Below are 16,306 nucleotides of genomic sequence, written 5' to 3' on the forward strand. Positions count from 1 at the left end.
ACAACTTCCATATGCTTATTCGACACATTCCTTTGTTTGTCGAAACCTAGAATAACAATCGACAACCCAAGATAACATTGGCGAATTATGAGCAAATTGATTTCTCCAAAATTCGCCGTATACGACAAAAAATCAGACAACCAATATAAGTTGTCTGATTTCATATATTTATTCTGCAATATTTACGTAAACGTCTGTAGCTTCAGGTTCTTTTTTGATTAGATCATAATCCTTAAGCCATTTTGCCGTCTCTTCCCAAGATGACTTTTCCTGACTGCCGAAACCTTTGTCAGATTTCATCTTTGGCAGAAGGATTTCAAGACTCTTCTTCTCAATTGTCGCGTCAAGTGGGAAATTGGACTTGTCCTGATTGTCCAAGAGAATTTCCAATGACTGTTCTGGGTTCTCGACTGTAAAATTAAATCCTTTTTCTGCCGCACGCCAGAACGCTTCAATTTGCTTTTTCTCTTTCTTTAGGGTCGCATCACTTGTTACTGCAACAAGTTCATAATAGGATGGTACGCCGTAATCTTCTGGATTCAATACACCTACATCATGCTTTTCACTTTCGAGAATCGGTACCTCATGGTTCACATACATTCCTGTTACAGCATCTGTCTTTCCAGAAACAAGTGCCGGCATTAAATCAAAACCAACATCCGTCATTTTAACTTTAGCCGGATCCCCTCCGTCTTTTTTGACCATCGTTTCAATCATTTTTTCTGCTACAGGAATACCAGAATAGCCAACATTTTTTCCTTCCAGATCTTTTGGTGACTTGATTTTTGTTTTAGTCTCATATACGAGGCGGTTAAGTGGTGAACGAACAACAGCTGCAACTGCTTTTACTGGAATGTCTTCATTGGCACGGGCCATGATGACATCCGGCTGATAATACATTCCCATCGTCACTTTCCCAGAAGCCGCGAGACTGAGCGGGTCTGTCGGATTCGCAGGAAATTCAAATTCTACATCAAGTCCTTCATCTTTGAAATAACCTTTCTCTTTGGCTGCATACAAATAGCTATGTACAGCATTGGGATACCAATCCAGCATGACGGTAATCTTTTTCAAACGCTCATCTGATTTCCCTCTTGCATGATCTTTTTCAGTTTCATCTTTCGCACCACATCCAGCAATCAATAATAATGTAAAAATAGCAATAAACGATATCAACAATTTTTTCATTCGTATTTCCTCCATTTCAATATGTAACTTTCAAGTACCAAAACAATTGCAAATAGCAACAGGCCTGCGAGTGACAATACGATGATTGGTGCAAAGACCCCTGCTCCATCAAACTGTGTCATCATTCTTCTGCTGAAGTATCCGAGTCCTTCCTGTGCACCGAGCCATTCACCGATTGCCGCTCCGATAACTGCCATTGGAACAGCAACTTTTAATCCGGAAAAGAAGCTGGGCAGTGAGGCAGGAACTTGTAATTTGAAAAAGATGTCTCGCCGATTAGCTCCCATTGTATGCATCAGTTCTGTCAATTCTCTACTTGTTGCACGAATCCCATCAAATGAAGAAATGACAATTGGGAAAAAGGTGATCAGCACAGTCACAAGTACTCTGCTCCAGATTGTATAGCCGAACCAAAGCACAAAGACTGGGGCAATGGCTATAATTGGTATCGTCTGGGTTGCGACCAAAACAGGATAAAGTGCCTGCTCTATCATTTGGCTTACTGTCATTAGAATCGCTAATAGAATACCAAGTACAATCGAAATCATAAGGCCGATGAAAACGACAAGCATTGTAGCCGGCAAATGTTCCAGGAGCAGCACATCTTTTAGCTCCCAAATCTTATTGACTATGCCTGTCGGTGTTGGCAAAATGAATTGCATGTCAATCGAACGGGCAACGATTTCCCAGATGATCAGGAGGATGATAATAAATATTACCGGTGCAATCCGTCTCATTTTAGAGCCTGCTTTCTGAACCGTTCAATGAGCGATTCTTTCAAATGCAGAACAGCCGGTAGATCTTCATCTTTGCGCCTTCGCGGCCGATCGAGCGGTACCTCAATCTCTGTAAGCATTTTAGCCGGCGTCTCTTCCAGCACAAGAATCCGGTCTGATAGAAATACTGCTTCACTTATATCATGAGTGATGAACAAAACAGTCTTCTTATCACGCTCCCAGCGCTCCAAAAGCCATTCCTGCATGAAAAGTTTTGTAAGTGCATCAAGAGCGGAAAAAGGCTCATCAAGCAACAGTAATTCAGACCCAGCAAGCGTTGCTCTTAAAAAGGATACACGCTGACGCATACCACCAGAAAGTTCACCCGGATATTTCTTCGCATAGCCGTCAAGTCCAAATGCATCAAGCATTTCTGTAATTTCATCGCTATGAATTTCTGTTCTATTCAACTCCAGGGGCAGCCTTACATTCTCATATACTGTCCGCCATGGCATAAGGAGGTCCCGTTGTGGCATATAACCTACTTTTCCATGCCGATTCTCCCTCATTTCTCCGTTTAGTTGGATTACACCGGAATCCACCTTTTCCAAACCTGTAATTAATCTGAAAATAGTTGACTTGCCCGAACCACTCGCACCAATCAGACTTACGAACTCACCCTTTTTAATCGATAGATCAACCCCTTTCAATATCTCTTTATTTCCATAACTGAAACTGACATTTTCAAACTCTAAAGCCTTTTCACTCATTTCCTTTCACACCCTTTCTTCAAGTGATCAATCCGTCTAACATAAAAAAGCACCGCTTCCAGTAATACGGGAAGCGGTGCTTTTTAGACACACATACAGAATATACACTGCTGGTCATGACCATGCAGAGATCTTCTTCACCGCTTCCTTACGCTAGTTCGAACTAGATCAAGTTCAAGGGTCAAGGCCACGCCTCTCTCAGCTCGCAATTGAGCACCCCTAGTGGTGATAAAATTATTGAATTTTCAGCATACTTAATGACAGTATGTCATGATTTAAGAAATAAAGCAAGTCAACTTCAGCAAGTAAAAAAGCCCCGGAGTATGTCCGGAGCTTACAAAAATTAGAATTTGCTGTTGAATACTTTAACAGCAGCATCGATATCTGCTTCGAAGCCCATTTCCTTCAAAGTTTCACCAATGAGGCGGATTGCTTCAGCAAGCATTTCTTTTGTTGTATTACCCATATGCCCGATACGGAAAGCCTTGCCGCTCAAATGTGCAAGTGCACCGGAAACGACAACTTTCTTGTCAGCAAGCTTCTGACGGAATTCTGCATCATTGACACCTTCAGGATAAAGTGCGCAAGTAAGCGTATCAGCAGCAGCACCTTCAACTGCTAGTGCCTTCATGCCGTATACCGCAAGTGCAGCTTGTACACCTTCACGGAATTGACGATGACGACGGTAACGCTGCTCAAGTCCTTCTTCAAGAACAAGACGCATGCCTTCGTTATAAGCATAGACAAGGTTTACTGCAGGTGTTGCGAAATATTTAGTAGGGTCATGCATGATCGGAATCCAGCGTTTGATATCAATGTAATAACCAGGAACGCGTTCCATTGCATCACGAGCTGCTAGAGCTGTTTTGCTGAATGATACAATCGCAAGACCTGGTGGTACACCGATAGCCTTCTGGGATCCTGTAAGAACTACATCAAGTGTCCATTCAGGGTTGTTGCAATATGCTTTGCCCATGTCTTCTTCCATTGCCGCAGTCGCGCAAACGCCATCAACGATTGCAAGCGCGCCATGCTGCTTGATCATAGGAACAAGAACATCAAGATCAGCTGCAACACCAGTAGATGTATCAGCGTGAGTTACAGTAACAGCTCTGTACGTGTTGTTTGCAAGACGTGCTGCAACCATGTTCGGGTCAACCTGATGGCCCCATTCTGCTTCAACAACGTCAAAAGGAATGCCATAAGCTGCGGCAACATCCTTGAATCTGTCACCGAAGAAGCCTTGGCTGATGATTAGAATTCTCTCACCAGGCTTGACTGTATTCGCAAGTGCCATTTCCATCCCTAGTGTTCCGGAAGCAGCAAAGACGATTACTTCGCCCTCTGTGTTATTGAACATTTCACGTGTTTTCGCAACTGAATCTTTGTAGATTTTTGCGAAACGCGGATCTGTATGGCTCCATGTTTCCTGAGACATTGCATCGTAGATAGAGTCGACAACAGGCGTTGGGCCTGGGATCAACAGCATTTCTTCATTACGCATGAACTTTTCCCCTCCTGAAAGGTATTATGTAATTTGTTCAAATTAACTATACTACATTTTAACTCTTTTTCCCCCTGATTCGCAATTTTCGAATTCTTAATCTTTTTCTATAGTCATATTGATTTATTTTAACGTTTTATGCATTCAGTTTGACAAAAAAATGACAAATTTCAACAAAACATCTTGATTTTATATGTAATTGGACGGATACTAATATAGGTTATATATACCATTTATCAAAAAATAAGGAGGTCTATACTAACATGCGCCAGAGAAATACTTTTCAGCGCAATCTCGTTTTCATGCTGGGCATATCGATTTCTGTGCTAGTCATCCTGATCATGCTGTTCAATTACTGGAACGCTCGCAAGGATCTTGTCCAGAAGAATGAAGAGACCGAACAGCTGGTAGAGGAGAATATACTCAATGCCATTAACAGTTCGGATGCTGCTTATAGCATTATTGAAAAGTCGCTTGGCGAGAAGATGGAACAATACACGAAGGTCCTTATAAACAAATACAAAAAGAACCCGAATATCGATTCATGGAATCTTGCTGATTATAAGAAGCAATTCGATGGGTTTGATATTTTCGTCTTGAATAAGGATCTTGTCATTACCCACTCATCCCGCAAAGCTGACCTTGGTCTCGACTTTAAGGAATTCGGGATTACCGATTTGCTCATGGGCCGTTTGAACAGCGGCAAATTCGAAACAGATCGAATGGAAATCTCCGAAGCGACAAAGCAAGCGAATAAATTCAGCTATATGGCGACACCTGATAAGAAGTATTTAATTGAATTAGGTGCCACATCTGAACAATTCGACAGTCTCATTAAAGATCTGGACATGACACAACTTGCTTCCAATCTGGAAAAGGCACATGATTACGTGGACAATATCGACATTTATACAGTCCAAGCTGATAAAATGCCAGAACAGTCAATCACAGATCAGAACAATAAAGGTGAATCCATCAAGATTAGCAAAAAGTCAGCCAAGATTGGTGCCGAGGCAATCAAGAGTGGAAATTCGATCGAAAAAGAAGCAAAAGAAAATGGAAAAGAATTTAAATACCATTACATACCTGCTTTGAAAAAGGATGAAAACGGCGACACACTTTATAAACAATCACGCCTGCTTGTTATCAAGTATGATGAGTCCTATTTCAAAGGCCTTCTTATGAAGAAAAACATTTATTCCATTATTATCGTCATCGTTTCAGTCATTTTATCAATTGTATTATCCATTATAATTAGCCGCAGAATCTCCAAGCCAGTTGAGGCATTTGGTGAAGTAATTGATCGGACTTCGAGACTTGAATTTACGGATAATGAACATTTAACACAACTCAAGGAACGTAATGACGATTTTGGCAATCTTGCTGAGAAGTATGATCATATGCTTTCAGAAGTCCGTTCCGCTTTTTCAAAGGTCGTTCATTCCGCAGACCAATTGGCAGCCATGTCTGAACAATTCCAGGCAAGTGCTGAAGAAACAAGACAAGCAGCAGGTCAGATTTCGGGATCCATTCAGGATGTATCCAATGAAACTGAGAAACAATCAAGGCTTGTTAACAATGCGATTGAAGATATTCATCAGATTACAAATGAAGTCAAACATGTTAGTGATAATATCCAGAAAGTAAACAATCTAGTTGGCCATACAGTAGAAATTTCGAATAGCGGATCAGAAGCTATCGCCCATTCCGCGGAAAATATGGTCAAAATAGACACCCATACAAAGGGCTCAAAAAATATCGTTATCCAGCTGAATGATAAATCAACTCAAATCGAAACGATTTCTTCATTTATTACGTCAATTGCCGAGCAGACGAACTTGCTTGCTCTAAACGCAGCAATCGAATCTGCAAGAGCTGGTGAATCCGGTAAAGGTTTTGCTGTTGTTGCTGATGAAGTACGCAAACTTGCAATCGAATCGAGCACAGCTGCCAAGCAGATCAATGACCTTATTGCTGAAATCAAAAATGAGATTTCCAAGGCTATGGACAGTATGAACGATGGCTATGAAGCTGTTCAAGAAGGCAATACATTGACGAATGAAGCGGGCACTGCATTTAATGGCATTCTTGAAGCGGTTGAACAAGTTTCTGAAGAATCCCGCCACACGGCAGAGATTTCTTTAGAGGTTGAACAAATCACGTCCGGACTTCTCGGTTCCATCCAAGAAGTTGCCGACTTGTATGACAAACTGACTGCTAATGCACAGGAAGTTGCCGCGACAACAGAAGAACAAACTGCTGTTGTTGAAGACATGACAGACGGAGCAAGCAACCTTTCAAAAATTGCCGACGAATTGATCAAAGAAGTCGACAAATTCAAGATGGATTAATCATCTATCAAACAATCTAAAACAATCTAAGAAAGAGGTATCAACGTATGCAGAGAAATACAAACTACTATATTCGATTAACGAAAACATTAATGACCGGTTTCTTCGGCCTTTACGTTCTTCTCGTTGCTTTTGGAAACGTAACAGACTACAATTCAAACTTTGAATTCGTAAAACATGTCCTTAGCATGGATACAACTTTTGACGGCAATAGCCTCATGTACCGTGCACTCGGTGCAACATGGGTACACCATACAGGTTACATCCTTATTATTATTGTTGAGTGGATTATCGCTATTTCCTGTCTTGTCGGTGCTTGGAAAATGGGTAAATACATGAAAGCAGATGCAGCCTCTTTCCACGCTGCTAAGAAGTGGGGATTCATCGGTCTTCTACTCGGTATCACAGTCTGGTTCCTCGGTTTCCAGGTAATTGGTGGAGAATGGTTTGCCATGTGGCAAAGCGAAATCTGGAACGGTCTTGATTCCGCTTTCCGCCTGACAACATATATCAGTGCATGCATCATCGTTCTTATGATTAAAGAGGATTAATGGACAGAGGCTGGGACATAAGTGTCTTTAGCCTATAGAAACCCTATAAAACCCCGAACTAATGCAAGGAATAAAATTGCTTTGGTTCGGGGTTTTCATTTTCGAATATTGATTCTTTTTGAGGTAAGCCGCCGCTGCGAAAAGAATGCTCGCTTTCACCCAAGGGCATAAGTGCGACATCTGTTCAAGCTACCTTTTCAGTCGCTTTCTCAGTGTCTTTCTTTACCTGCGGGCAAGCACTGAGCCACTGTGGCGCAAGCGCCTCACTGTCTCAGTACGTTTGTTTCGACGGCAGGATGCCTAGTGATGGCGTTGGTCGCAGGACGCGACCGATTTTAGCTATCTTCCCGCGGGATTCTCGCATCTTTTCTCCGCTATGTCCGGTGTTCTATCAAGGATTGCAGTGGAAGGCGATGACTTCAAGCCGACATAACGCCACGTCCTGTGGCATTGTCGGCACTAGGACGTCGTGTCCTTCGTGGGAATAGCATGAGCAGAAGATAATATTCCAGGCGTTCTTTGCCTGGAATTTAGCTAAAGCCATGCCCGTGGCAAAGTAGACACTGTGAAAGAAACTTGAACAGATGTCGCCCTTGAGCCCTTGGTTTAAAGCGTTCGCCTGTAGCGCAAATCCGGCGGGGCGCAATCGTTGTCATACCATGATGTTATCTAATTCATTGTTCCTCTTTTACATAAACAATATTAGTTAAGTCCCAGCTTCTTTTTACTTGCATTAATCTTTTCCAAACGCTATAATAGCTCTTGCATGCTAATTATGCGCCTATAGCTCAGTCGGATAGAGCACTGGTTTCCGGTACCAGGTGCAGGGGTTCGAATCCTCTTAGGCGCGCTAGATATTTTACTGTAATGGCAAGGGCACATTTCGTACCCTTGCCATTTTTATATTCCGATCCGGTTTCCATACTACAGCAAGGTTTACCTCCTTTTGCCAATGGGCATAATATAGAGAGCTTCCAGTTTTACTACATATGCAAAAAATGTTGAACGTTTTTGTTTGACCTTAATTGACCTATTGAGTTATGATAAATCTGGAAAACGAAATGGATACTTGAGGAGGAATCACTATGAACTTGATACCTACAGTTATTGAACAGACAAATCGCGGGGAACGTGCTTATGACATTTACTCTCGCCTTTTGAAAGACCGCATCATCATGCTTGGCAGCCAGATTGACGATAATGTCGCCAACTCAATCGTTGCTCAGCTCTTGTTCCTTGAAGCAGAAGATCCTGAAAAGGACATCTCTCTTTATATCAACTCTCCTGGTGGTTCCATCACTGCCGGAATGGCGATCTATGACACAATGCAGTTCATCAATGCTGATGTATCTACAATCTGCATCGGTATGGCTGCTTCAATGGGTGCATTCCTATTGACTGCTGGTGCTCCTGGCAAGCGTTATGCTTTGCCTAACAGTGAAGTCATGATTCACCAGCCTCTTGGTGGTACTCAAGGTCAGGCTGCTGACATTCAGATTCACGCTAAACGTATTATCGAAATGCGCCAAAAATTGAATGAAATCATGGCACAACGTTCCGGCCAGCCTCTTGAGGTTGTTGAACGCGATACTGACCGCGATAACTTCATGACTGCTGAACGTGCTAAAGAATATGGTCTTATCGACAAAGTCATTGAGAAAAAAGAGAAGAAGTAACATTAAAAAAACAACCCGTGAACAAATATTGTTCACGGGTTGTTTTAGCTTTCATTTGTTACGAATCGAACAAGCACATCCAATGCCTCTTCTTCATCCGCTCCTTCAGCTTGGAGCGTAATTTCCTCACCTTTTGCCATTGCGAGACTCATGAGTCCCATAATGCTTTTTGCGTTAATTGTACGACCATCTTTCAGCAGATTGATCTGTGATGAGAATCTTGTTGCTTCCTGGACGAATTTAGCGGCAAGTCTCGCCTGCAAACCCGGATCCAGTTTAATTTGTACTGTCTTTTCCACCATTTCAATCATCCTTCCATATGGCCTTTGCAGATTTGTCTTCGTTCAATGCTGCCTTGTTGGAAATGGCATTAATTTCTTTAGTTTATTTTTCCCCTGAATGTGCTATTTATTAAAAACATGCTCGCCACGGCGCAATTTTTCTGCAAAATCATCGATCTTCTTCAACCGATGATTCACACCAGACTTTGAAATATTGCCACCTGATGCCAATTCACCGAGCTCTCTGAGAGAGACGTCCTGGTGTTCAATTCGGAGGCGAGCGATCTCTTGCAGCTTTTCAGGCAAAGCTTCAATTCCTACAGTTTCCTGAATATATTTGATGCTTTCTATTTGGCGGAATGCCGCTCCAATCGTCTTATTCAAATTGGCTGTCTCGCAATTGACGAGACGATTGACGGAATTACGCATATCACGCACGATACGAACATCTTCAAATTTGAATAAAGCGTTATAAGCCCCTATAATATTCAGAAATTCTGTAATCTTCTCTGCTTCTTTTATATATACAATATACCCGTTTTTCCGTTCCAGTTCACGTGACTTCAATCCGAAGTCATTCAACAGGCAGCATAATGCATGATTATGCTCCTTGTAAAAGTTGAAGATCTCCAGATGATAAGAAGAGGTTTCAGGATTATTCACCGATCCGCCTGCAAGAAAAGCTCCGCGTAAATAGGAACGTTTACAGCAATTGTTCTGCAAATACTTATCCGGTATGTCGCGTGTCAAAATGTTCGCTTCTCGCAGGATGCCTAGATCTTTAAGAAGTTCGGCGACATTCCTTTTCAAGCGTACAATATAAACATTATTCTTTTTCAATTTCATTTTCTTCCTGACAAGCAGTTCAACTGGATACTTATATACAGATTTGATCAATGTATAAATTCGTCTGGCAATCGCCGCATTCTCAGTCTGTACATCAAGTGTATAGTCCATTCTGGAAAAAGAAATGGCCCCATTCATTCGGACTAACGCGGCAAGTTCTGCATATGTACAACAAGAATCCACTTCAATCCCAGTCAGTTCCTTTTTAATTTCAGAAGCAAAGGACATTTTGCTTCGCCCTCCCCTCCTGCAGACGGCAAATATGCTCGCCTGCTCATGACGATATTAACTGCTGATCAATGCCTGAATCAGCTTTGCCACCTTGGATGTATCATGACGCAAAGTCGGCGCTTCATGATCGATGATATCGCCTTCAATAATTTCCACGCCCATATCAACAAGCTTCTCTATATCATATTCAACCGGTTCTGCATTTTCGACCGCATATCGTTTTTGCATTTCTTTCTCAATCGGTTCATTGTGAACAATAATAGCATCGACAGCTTCATGACCAATATGATCTGTAATTGCTCTAATATGATCAGAAGCTTTAAAACCAGTCGTCTCTCCATACTGTGTCATCACATTGCAAATGTAGACGACTTTTGCCTTCGTCTGGCGTAGTGCTTCATCAATCTCAGGAAAAATGAGATTTGGCAAAATACTCGTATACAAGCTTCCCGGCGAGATGATTACAAAATCAGCATCGCAAATCGCTTTTACGGCATCAGGAAGTGCACGTGCAGGCTGAGGAGATAGGAATACACGTTTAATTCTTTTACCAGAAAGCGGAATATTGGATTCCCCTGAAACAATCGATCCGTCTTCCATTTCAGCATGCAGCAACATGCTTTCATTAGAAATCGGATAAATTTCTCCCTTTACAGAGAGAACACGCGAAATCTCTTTGATGCCGGTATAAAAATCACCACTCAGCGATGACATTGCAGCAAGCAATAAATTACCCATTGAGTGTCCGGAAAGTCCATTCCCTTCCTTGAAGCGATGCTGAAATAGGCCAAGCAGCATCGGTTCAGCATCAGATAGAGCTGCGAGACAATTTCTCACATCACCAGGTGCAGGGATTTCCATTTCCGAACGCAGGCGGCCGGAGCTCCCCCCGTCATCCGCAACAGTAACCAGTACTTTCAGATTGATTGGGAGATTTTTCAGACCGCGCAGAAGAACCGGCATACCTGTTCCCCCGCCGATAACAACGACTTTTGGTTGTTCATTTTTGTTCATTATATTTCTTCCTTTTCTCTATATCACGGTGGCTCGCATGTGTCAGACACAAATTAGATAAAGCTTTTGAGAAATATTCTGTTAAGGTAACCGAACGATGTTGGCCTCCAGTACATCCGATTGCAATGACGAGCTGTGATTTGCCCTCTTTTTTATACTGAGGAATCATGAATTGGAGCAGATCCTGCAATTTCTCAATAAATTGCTGCGTATCGGACCATTTCATGACATAGGAGGAAACTTCCGAATCCAGACCTGTGAGTGGTTTCAAGCTCTCGACATAGAAAGGGTTGGGGAGAAAGCGGACATCGAAGACAAGGTCGGCATCAATCGGGATACCATGCTTAAAGCCAAATGAAACGAAATGAACAGAGAAAATATCCTGCTTTTCCTCTGAATACTTAGATAGGATCATCTCCCGCAATTCACGAGGCTTCAATTCACTTGTGTCTATGATGCGCTGAGCTCTTCCTCGCAATTCATCCAGCAGCTGACGTTCCTTCGTAATCCCTTCAATAATGCGTCCTCCTGGATCAAGTGGATGCGAACGTCTCGTTTCCTTATAGCGGCGGACAAGCGCACCGTCCTTTGCATCCAGGAAGAGCACATGCTGGGTAAGCCAAGTTTCTTTATCCAGAAAATCAAGTGCTTGAACGAGGGAATCAAAGAATTCACGTCCCCTTAAATCCATGACAAGGGCAACTTTGCAGATTGTATTGGAGGAGTCTTTAAGCAATTCCAGAAATTTCGGGAGCAATGCGGGAGGCAGATTGTCAACACAGTAATAGCCCAAGTCTTCAAAACTCTGCACGGCCACCGTCTTTCCGGCACCCGACATGCCAGTAATGATTACAAGTTTTGTTTCCTTTTCATTTATCAACACGCAAGCTCTCTCCTTCATGGTTCATATCCACACTGTGGGTAACCCCTTTGCACCGATGTCAGAAAAAGCTTAACAGTCTCATTGCGCATAGAATATGGGGGCTTCTCATGTTATGTTATTTCGATATAACATGATTATGTTGAGGTTTAGCATATACCGATCCGTGATCAATCGTATAAAAAAACGTTCTTTGTTCTTATCCACATTATACAATGAATCGTCATTTGCAACAAACCCAATTTTGTGGACAAAAAAAAGAGCACAGACATAAGCGTCTGTGCCAAAATATATTAAAAGGGGGTCAATTAGTAATTATATTGTACCCCAAAAATATTTCGCTTATGTTACGCGAGCGTTAACGTAGTGTTACATTTTTTTGTATAGCTTATTTAGTAGCTCTCATTTTGTCTTTCAAATCTTCAAGATACTTCTGTGCAGACTCAGCTGCAATGCTACCATCACCAGTCGCTGTTACGATTTGGCGAAGATGTTTTTCACGAATGTCTCCTGCAGCGTAAATACCAGGAATCTTCGTTTCCATTTCGGAATTTGTTGGAATGTATCCTTCCTCATTCGTAATTCCAAGTGATGCAAATGGAGAACTCAGTGGCAACATTCCGATATAGATGAATACACCATCTGTTGCGAAATCAGACTTCTCACCTGTCTCACGGTTCACGAGCGTTACACTGCCGACTTTTCCGTCTTTATCATTAATTGACTCAAGCGCTGTATTCCAGATGAAGTCAATTTTCTCATTGTCAAAAGCACGTTCCTGGATGATCTTCTGAGCACGCAGCTCATCACGTCGGTGGATGATTGTTACTTTGCTCGCAAACTTCGTTAAATAAATTCCTTCTTCGACAGCAGAGTCACCCCCGCCGATTACGACAAGTTCTTTATTTTTGAAGAATGCGCCATCACATACTGCACAGTAGGAAACCCCGCGTCCTGAAAGTTCTTCTTCCCCAGGTACGCCGATTTTCTTATGTTCAGCTCCAGTAGTGATAATCAAAGTGCGTGTCTTATACTCCTTGTCAGCACCAGCTTTGATGACCTTGTAATCGCCATGGTCGACAACTTCCTTAATATCTCCATACTGATACTCGGCACCGAATTTCTTCGCATGTTCAAACATTTTGTTGGAGAGATCTGGACCAAGGATTGTTTCAAATCCAGGGAAGTTCTCTACCTCTTCTGTATTCGCCATCTGACCGCCGGGAATACCGCGCTCGATTAGCATTGTATCAAGGTTGGCACGTGAAGCATAAAGTGCTGCCGTCATGCCAGCCGGCCCAGCACCTGCAATAATTACATCATAGATACGGTCTTCGGACATTCAAAGTCGCCCCTTTTCTTAGTTCTCTCTCAAGCTTATTGAATCGATGCGTTTTCGTCCATATTTTTGCTCAATTCCCACGGCTTTGATTCCCGCATAAGCGGCGCATGCTTGCGGCAACCTTCATTCCAAAGCCGGTCGGCAGTCTCATGGTCACCAAGCATGTAGGATGAGCGACTGAACCATCTGTAGAAAGATGGATGGCTGCGTACTCCTGAACGCTGAAGCTGGCGGAAACGGTTGCATGCCACTTCATAATGACCTGTTTTTGCAAGCACTACGGCAATTCTCAGTTTCTGCTGCTCATGCATCGGATATACATTAAGCAACTGCTTAGTAAACTGTTCCGATTTCTCCTTGTCACCAAGTTCATGGTAAAACACAGCAAGGTTCAGATGGCTAAGTATTTCATCTTCATTTTTCTCAAGAAGGCCCAACTCAAGTTCTAGAGCCTTTTCACGTTCACCCGCTTCAAAAAGTGCAAGTGCATAATCATGTTTGGCAAGAGGCTGGTCTGGGAAATTTTCCATCATTTCTTGAATGAGCGGCAGTGCCGTTTCCCATTCCAAATATTCCATATGACGGAAAATTGCTTCCTGAGATACGAGCAATTCGTCCTCATTGTCAAGCTCCCACTCATCATCTTCTTCATCTATATCCAATAGCTCAAGTAAAGCCTCAGCCTCATCAGCGAAATCTCCATCCGGCTCAACGTTCAAATAGAAGCTGGCATGCTTTTTCGCTTCATTTAAAAGACCGAGATGTGCATAATTGTTAGCAAGCAAGTAATAGCAGTCCGGATATTTGTCACGGTTGCGATCCAGTACATCCATAAGCAGTTCATTTGCAGAATGGAAAAAACCGATCTCCGTATAGACAACGGACAACTGGCATTGGTAAAGCGGATCCTTCGGTGACAGCTCGAGCGCTCTCTGCAGCCACTTGATCGCAGACTGGAACTTTGTCTTGCGAAACGCTTCGACTCCTTTGGTAAAGTAGAAATCACCGTCGGGAATAAAAGGGACAAGATTATTCAGCTGTTTGCTCGAAGGTTTGTCTTTTACGCTAGGCATCCCAATCCCCCTATAATTAATCTCCCCAAAGTATAACATAGTCGTTCGCTAATTTACACACAGCTTTACGGTACTTTGACCCATAGCGAACAAAAAAAGGCAGACAGCTTGGTTGCTGCCTGCCTAGTCTAGCATGTCTGCTGCCGCTTTTTCCGCTTCTATGATTTCTGAATCGACTTCTTCTGTAAGCCTTTCAGTCCATTCCTTCGTCCAGCCGAATCTCTGTTTCATATATTGGATGACCGGTTCTTTCTGTTGTTTGGCCCATTCCATATGGAAATATACACCAGCTGTTCGTCTTACGAGGAAATCGATTGGCCGGCTGACCATTTCCTCTTCAATGCCATAAACGAGCATCGCATAGACGAGTGGATCGAGATTTGCATATTTTGCGGAATCTTTCCCTTTTAAATATAATTCCAACACATGGTCAGTATTTGCTCCATAGAGACTTAACACATACTCCGCCATCTCTTTACTAATACCGAGAGCAGCCATTTCCTCAAGTTTACGCGTTCTGTACCGTGCAAATCCTTTAGAACCGCCTACTTCACCGCCGGCAATCGGCATATGTTCCGTTTCCGATTCAGAGTAGAGGATGCCTTCTTCGTCCTTTAACTGTTTCACCACTTCATTCACTGCTATCTCAGCCATTTTCCGATAGCCTGTCAGCTTGCCCCCTGCCATTGAAATAAGGCCTGATTTAGAAATGAAGATTTCCTCTTTACGTGAAATCTCTCCAGGTTTCTTGCCTTCATCGGCAATCAGCGGTCTGAGCCCTGCCCAGCTTGATTCCACATGTTCTGGACCGACTTTCACATCCGGGAACATATAGTGGATGGCATTAAGCAAGTAATCTCTATCCTCTTTAAGCGTCTGAGGGTGCTGGATATCACCGTCATATACGGTATCCGTAGTTCCGACATATGTTTTTCCTTCGCGTGGAATAGCGAAGATCATCCGCTTATCAGGTGCATCAAAATAAATTGCCTGGCGAAGCGGGAAATCTTTTAGGGAAAAGACGAGATGAACACCTTTCGTTAGCTGTAAACGTTTGCCATGCACCTGTTCATCAAGTCCCCTTACTTTGTCCACCCAAGGGCCTGCAGCGTTGATCACCTTTTTAGCATGTATTTCGTGAAGTCTACCTGTATTCATATCTTCAATATGAACACCGGCGATTTTCCCATCTGGGCGGCTCACCAACTCCTGTACCTTCGCATAATTGATCGCAAAGGCACCTTTCTGGACCGCTTTTTTCAATACTTCGATGGTCAACCGCGCATCATCCGTTCGGTATTCCACATAATAGCCGGCACCTTTCAATCCGTCTTTTCGAATGAGCGGTTCTTTTGCTGCTGCTTCTCCCGGAGACAGCATTTTCCTCCGCTCTTTTTTCTTAACTCCAGCGAGGTAGTCATAGACGCGAAGACCTGCATTCGTTGTAAACGGTCCGAATGTTCCCCCTGCATGGAACGGCAACATCATCCACTCGGGTGTTGTTACATGGGGTCCATTTTCATAGACGATCGCCCTTTCCTTGCCTACCTCAGCCACAATTTTAATTTCAAAGTTTTTCAAGTAGCGCAAGCCGCCATGGACAAGTTTCGTTGAGCGGCTAGATGTACCTGCTGCGAAATCCTGCATTTCTACTAAGGCGACTTTCAAACCGCGTGTGATTGCATCAAGAGCGATGCCGGCTCCTGTAATTCCCCCGCCAATGACGAGCACATCAAATTGTTCCGATTCCATTTTCTTTATGATTTTGCTTCTTTGTTCACTCGAAAACTTCACACCGACCACTCCTCATTCGGGTATTAACCTATTCTTAATATAGATACCCTGAAATCCTTGATTCATGTACATGGACAAACAAAAAAGCA

14 protein-coding genes, 1 tRNA gene and 1 riboswitch are annotated in these 16,306 nt (G+C 42.9%); of the genes, 4 read left to right on the forward strand and 11 right to left on the reverse strand.

All coding sequences use genetic code 11. The features are described 5' to 3' along the window. Positions 1–168: 168 nt before the first annotated feature. The 4 genes from QR721_RS09895 to QR721_RS09910 all read right to left on the reverse strand — a co-directional run bounded on the left by QR721_RS09895 (position 169) and on the right by QR721_RS09910 (position 4,178). Complete coding sequence (locus QR721_RS09895; RefSeq protein ID WP_348026475.1) at positions 169–1,188, reverse strand: ABC transporter substrate-binding protein; 1,020 nt, start codon at positions 1,186–1,188, stop codon at positions 169–171. Then, entirely contained in the window at positions 1,185–1,925 is a 741-nt protein-coding gene (locus tag QR721_RS09900) for an ABC transporter permease (RefSeq protein ID WP_348026477.1), read from the reverse strand. The genes QR721_RS09895 and QR721_RS09900 overlap by 4 nt, the downstream gene beginning before the upstream one ends. Beyond that, positions 1,922–2,674: an ABC transporter ATP-binding protein gene (locus QR721_RS09905; RefSeq protein WP_348026479.1), complete on the reverse strand. Its 753-nt coding sequence runs from the start codon at positions 2,672–2,674 to the stop codon at positions 1,922–1,924. The genes QR721_RS09900 and QR721_RS09905 overlap by 4 nt, the downstream gene beginning before the upstream one ends. A gap of 128 nt (positions 2,675–2,802) precedes the next feature. Further along, a riboswitch (TPP riboswitch) is annotated at positions 2,803–2,905 on the reverse strand. A 112-nt stretch (positions 2,906–3,017) separates the two neighbouring features. After that, a complete protein-coding gene (locus QR721_RS09910) occupies positions 3,018–4,178 on the reverse strand; it encodes a pyridoxal-phosphate-dependent aminotransferase family protein (RefSeq protein ID WP_348026481.1) in 1,161 nt (386 codons plus the stop codon). A 263-nt stretch (positions 4,179–4,441) separates the two neighbouring features. On the opposite strand from QR721_RS09910, the gene QR721_RS09915 reads away from it, so the two are divergent. From QR721_RS09915 to clpP, 4 genes are all read left to right on the forward strand, one after another. Continuing rightward, complete coding sequence (locus QR721_RS09915) at positions 4,442–6,529, forward strand: methyl-accepting chemotaxis protein (RefSeq protein ID WP_348026483.1); 2,088 nt, start codon at positions 4,442–4,444, stop codon at positions 6,527–6,529. Between the two features lie 47 nt (positions 6,530–6,576). Then, a complete protein-coding gene (locus tag QR721_RS09920) occupies positions 6,577–7,080 on the forward strand; it encodes a DUF2165 family protein (RefSeq protein WP_348026485.1) in 504 nt (167 codons plus the stop codon). A 777-nt stretch (positions 7,081–7,857) separates the two neighbouring features. After that, positions 7,858–7,930 (forward strand) — tRNA-Arg (locus QR721_RS09925). 235 nt (positions 7,931–8,165) lie between these two features. After that, positions 8,166–8,756, forward strand: coding sequence for an ATP-dependent Clp endopeptidase proteolytic subunit ClpP (gene clpP / locus QR721_RS09930; RefSeq protein ID WP_348026487.1), 591 nt, complete (start codon positions 8,166–8,168; stop codon positions 8,754–8,756). Between the two features lie 44 nt (positions 8,757–8,800). Here the strand turns inward: clpP and QR721_RS09935 are convergent, their stop codons facing one another. From QR721_RS09935 to QR721_RS09965, 7 genes are all read right to left on the reverse strand, one after another. Further along, on the reverse strand, positions 8,801–9,058 hold the full coding sequence (locus tag QR721_RS09935; RefSeq protein WP_348026489.1) for an HPr family phosphocarrier protein: 258 nt from the start codon (positions 9,056–9,058) through the stop codon (positions 8,801–8,803). A gap of 102 nt (positions 9,059–9,160) precedes the next feature. Then, on the reverse strand, positions 9,161–10,111 hold the full coding sequence (gene whiA, locus QR721_RS09940; protein WP_348026491.1) for a DNA-binding protein WhiA: 951 nt from the start codon (positions 10,109–10,111) through the stop codon (positions 9,161–9,163). 57 nt (positions 10,112–10,168) lie between these two features. Then, positions 10,169–11,128 carry a gluconeogenesis factor YvcK family protein gene (locus QR721_RS09945; RefSeq protein WP_348026493.1) on the reverse strand — a complete coding sequence of 320 codons (960 nt, stop codon included), beginning with the start codon at positions 11,126–11,128 and terminating at the stop codon, positions 10,169–10,171. Then, positions 11,115–11,966, reverse strand: coding sequence for an RNase adapter RapZ (rapZ, locus tag QR721_RS09950; protein WP_431189544.1), 852 nt, complete (start codon positions 11,964–11,966; stop codon positions 11,115–11,117). Before rapZ ends, QR721_RS09945 begins: the two co-directional genes overlap by 14 nt. A 430-nt stretch (positions 11,967–12,396) precedes the next feature. Then, positions 12,397–13,350: a thioredoxin-disulfide reductase gene (trxB, locus tag QR721_RS09955; protein WP_348026495.1), complete on the reverse strand. Its 954-nt coding sequence runs from the start codon at positions 13,348–13,350 to the stop codon at positions 12,397–12,399. Between the two features lie 35 nt (positions 13,351–13,385). Continuing rightward, positions 13,386–14,423 (reverse strand): tetratricopeptide repeat protein, encoded by a 1,038-nt coding sequence (locus QR721_RS09960; RefSeq protein WP_348026497.1) that lies wholly within the window; start codon positions 14,421–14,423, stop codon positions 13,386–13,388. Positions 14,424–14,546: 123 nt separating this feature from the next. Then, positions 14,547–16,217: a glycerol-3-phosphate dehydrogenase/oxidase gene (locus QR721_RS09965; protein WP_348026498.1), complete on the reverse strand. Its 1,671-nt coding sequence runs from the start codon at positions 16,215–16,217 to the stop codon at positions 14,547–14,549. Between the last annotated feature and the right edge of the window lie 89 nt (positions 16,218–16,306).

Origin of the sequence: Aciduricibacillus chroicocephali, from assembly GCF_030762805.1 — a bacterium.
Classification (GTDB): domain Bacteria; phylum Bacillota; class Bacilli; order Bacillales; family Amphibacillaceae; genus Aciduricibacillus; species Aciduricibacillus chroicocephali.

What these genes read in the sequence shown, in the direction of transcription:
- QR721_RS09960 (WP_348026497.1), bottom strand. Translation starts at nt 14,423, where the DNA reads ATGCCTAGCGTAAAAGACAAACCTTCGAGCAAACAGCTGAATAATCTT.
- QR721_RS09905 (WP_348026479.1), bottom strand. Translation starts at nt 2,674, where the DNA reads ATGAGTGAAAAGGCTTTAGAGTTTGAAAATGTCAGTTTCAGTTATGGA.
- whiA (WP_348026491.1), bottom strand. Translation starts at nt 10,111, where the DNA reads ATGTCCTTTGCTTCTGAAATTAAAAAGGAACTGACTGGGATTGAAGTG.
- QR721_RS09895 (WP_348026475.1), bottom strand. Translation starts at nt 1,188, where the DNA reads ATGAAAAAATTGTTGATATCGTTTATTGCTATTTTTACATTATTATTG.
- QR721_RS09900 (WP_348026477.1), bottom strand. Translation starts at nt 1,925, where the DNA reads ATGAGACGGATTGCACCGGTAATATTTATTATCATCCTCCTGATCATC.
- rapZ (WP_431189544.1), bottom strand. Translation starts at nt 11,966, where the DNA reads ATGTCGGGTGCCGGAAAGACGGTGGCCGTGCAGAGTTTTGAAGACTTG.
- QR721_RS09910 (WP_348026481.1), bottom strand. Translation starts at nt 4,178, where the DNA reads ATGCGTAATGAAGAAATGCTGTTGATCCCAGGCCCAACGCCTGTTGTC.
- QR721_RS09945 (WP_348026493.1), bottom strand. Translation starts at nt 11,128, where the DNA reads ATGAACAAAAATGAACAACCAAAAGTCGTTGTTATCGGCGGGGGAACA.
- QR721_RS09915 (WP_348026483.1), top strand. Translation starts at nt 4,442, where the DNA reads ATGCGCCAGAGAAATACTTTTCAGCGCAATCTCGTTTTCATGCTGGGC.
- QR721_RS09935 (WP_348026489.1), bottom strand. Translation starts at nt 9,058, where the DNA reads ATGGTGGAAAAGACAGTACAAATTAAACTGGATCCGGGTTTGCAGGCG.
- clpP (WP_348026487.1), top strand. Translation starts at nt 8,166, where the DNA reads ATGAACTTGATACCTACAGTTATTGAACAGACAAATCGCGGGGAACGT.
- trxB (WP_348026495.1), bottom strand. Translation starts at nt 13,350, where the DNA reads ATGTCCGAAGACCGTATCTATGATGTAATTATTGCAGGTGCTGGGCCG.
- QR721_RS09920 (WP_348026485.1), top strand. Translation starts at nt 6,577, where the DNA reads ATGCAGAGAAATACAAACTACTATATTCGATTAACGAAAACATTAATG.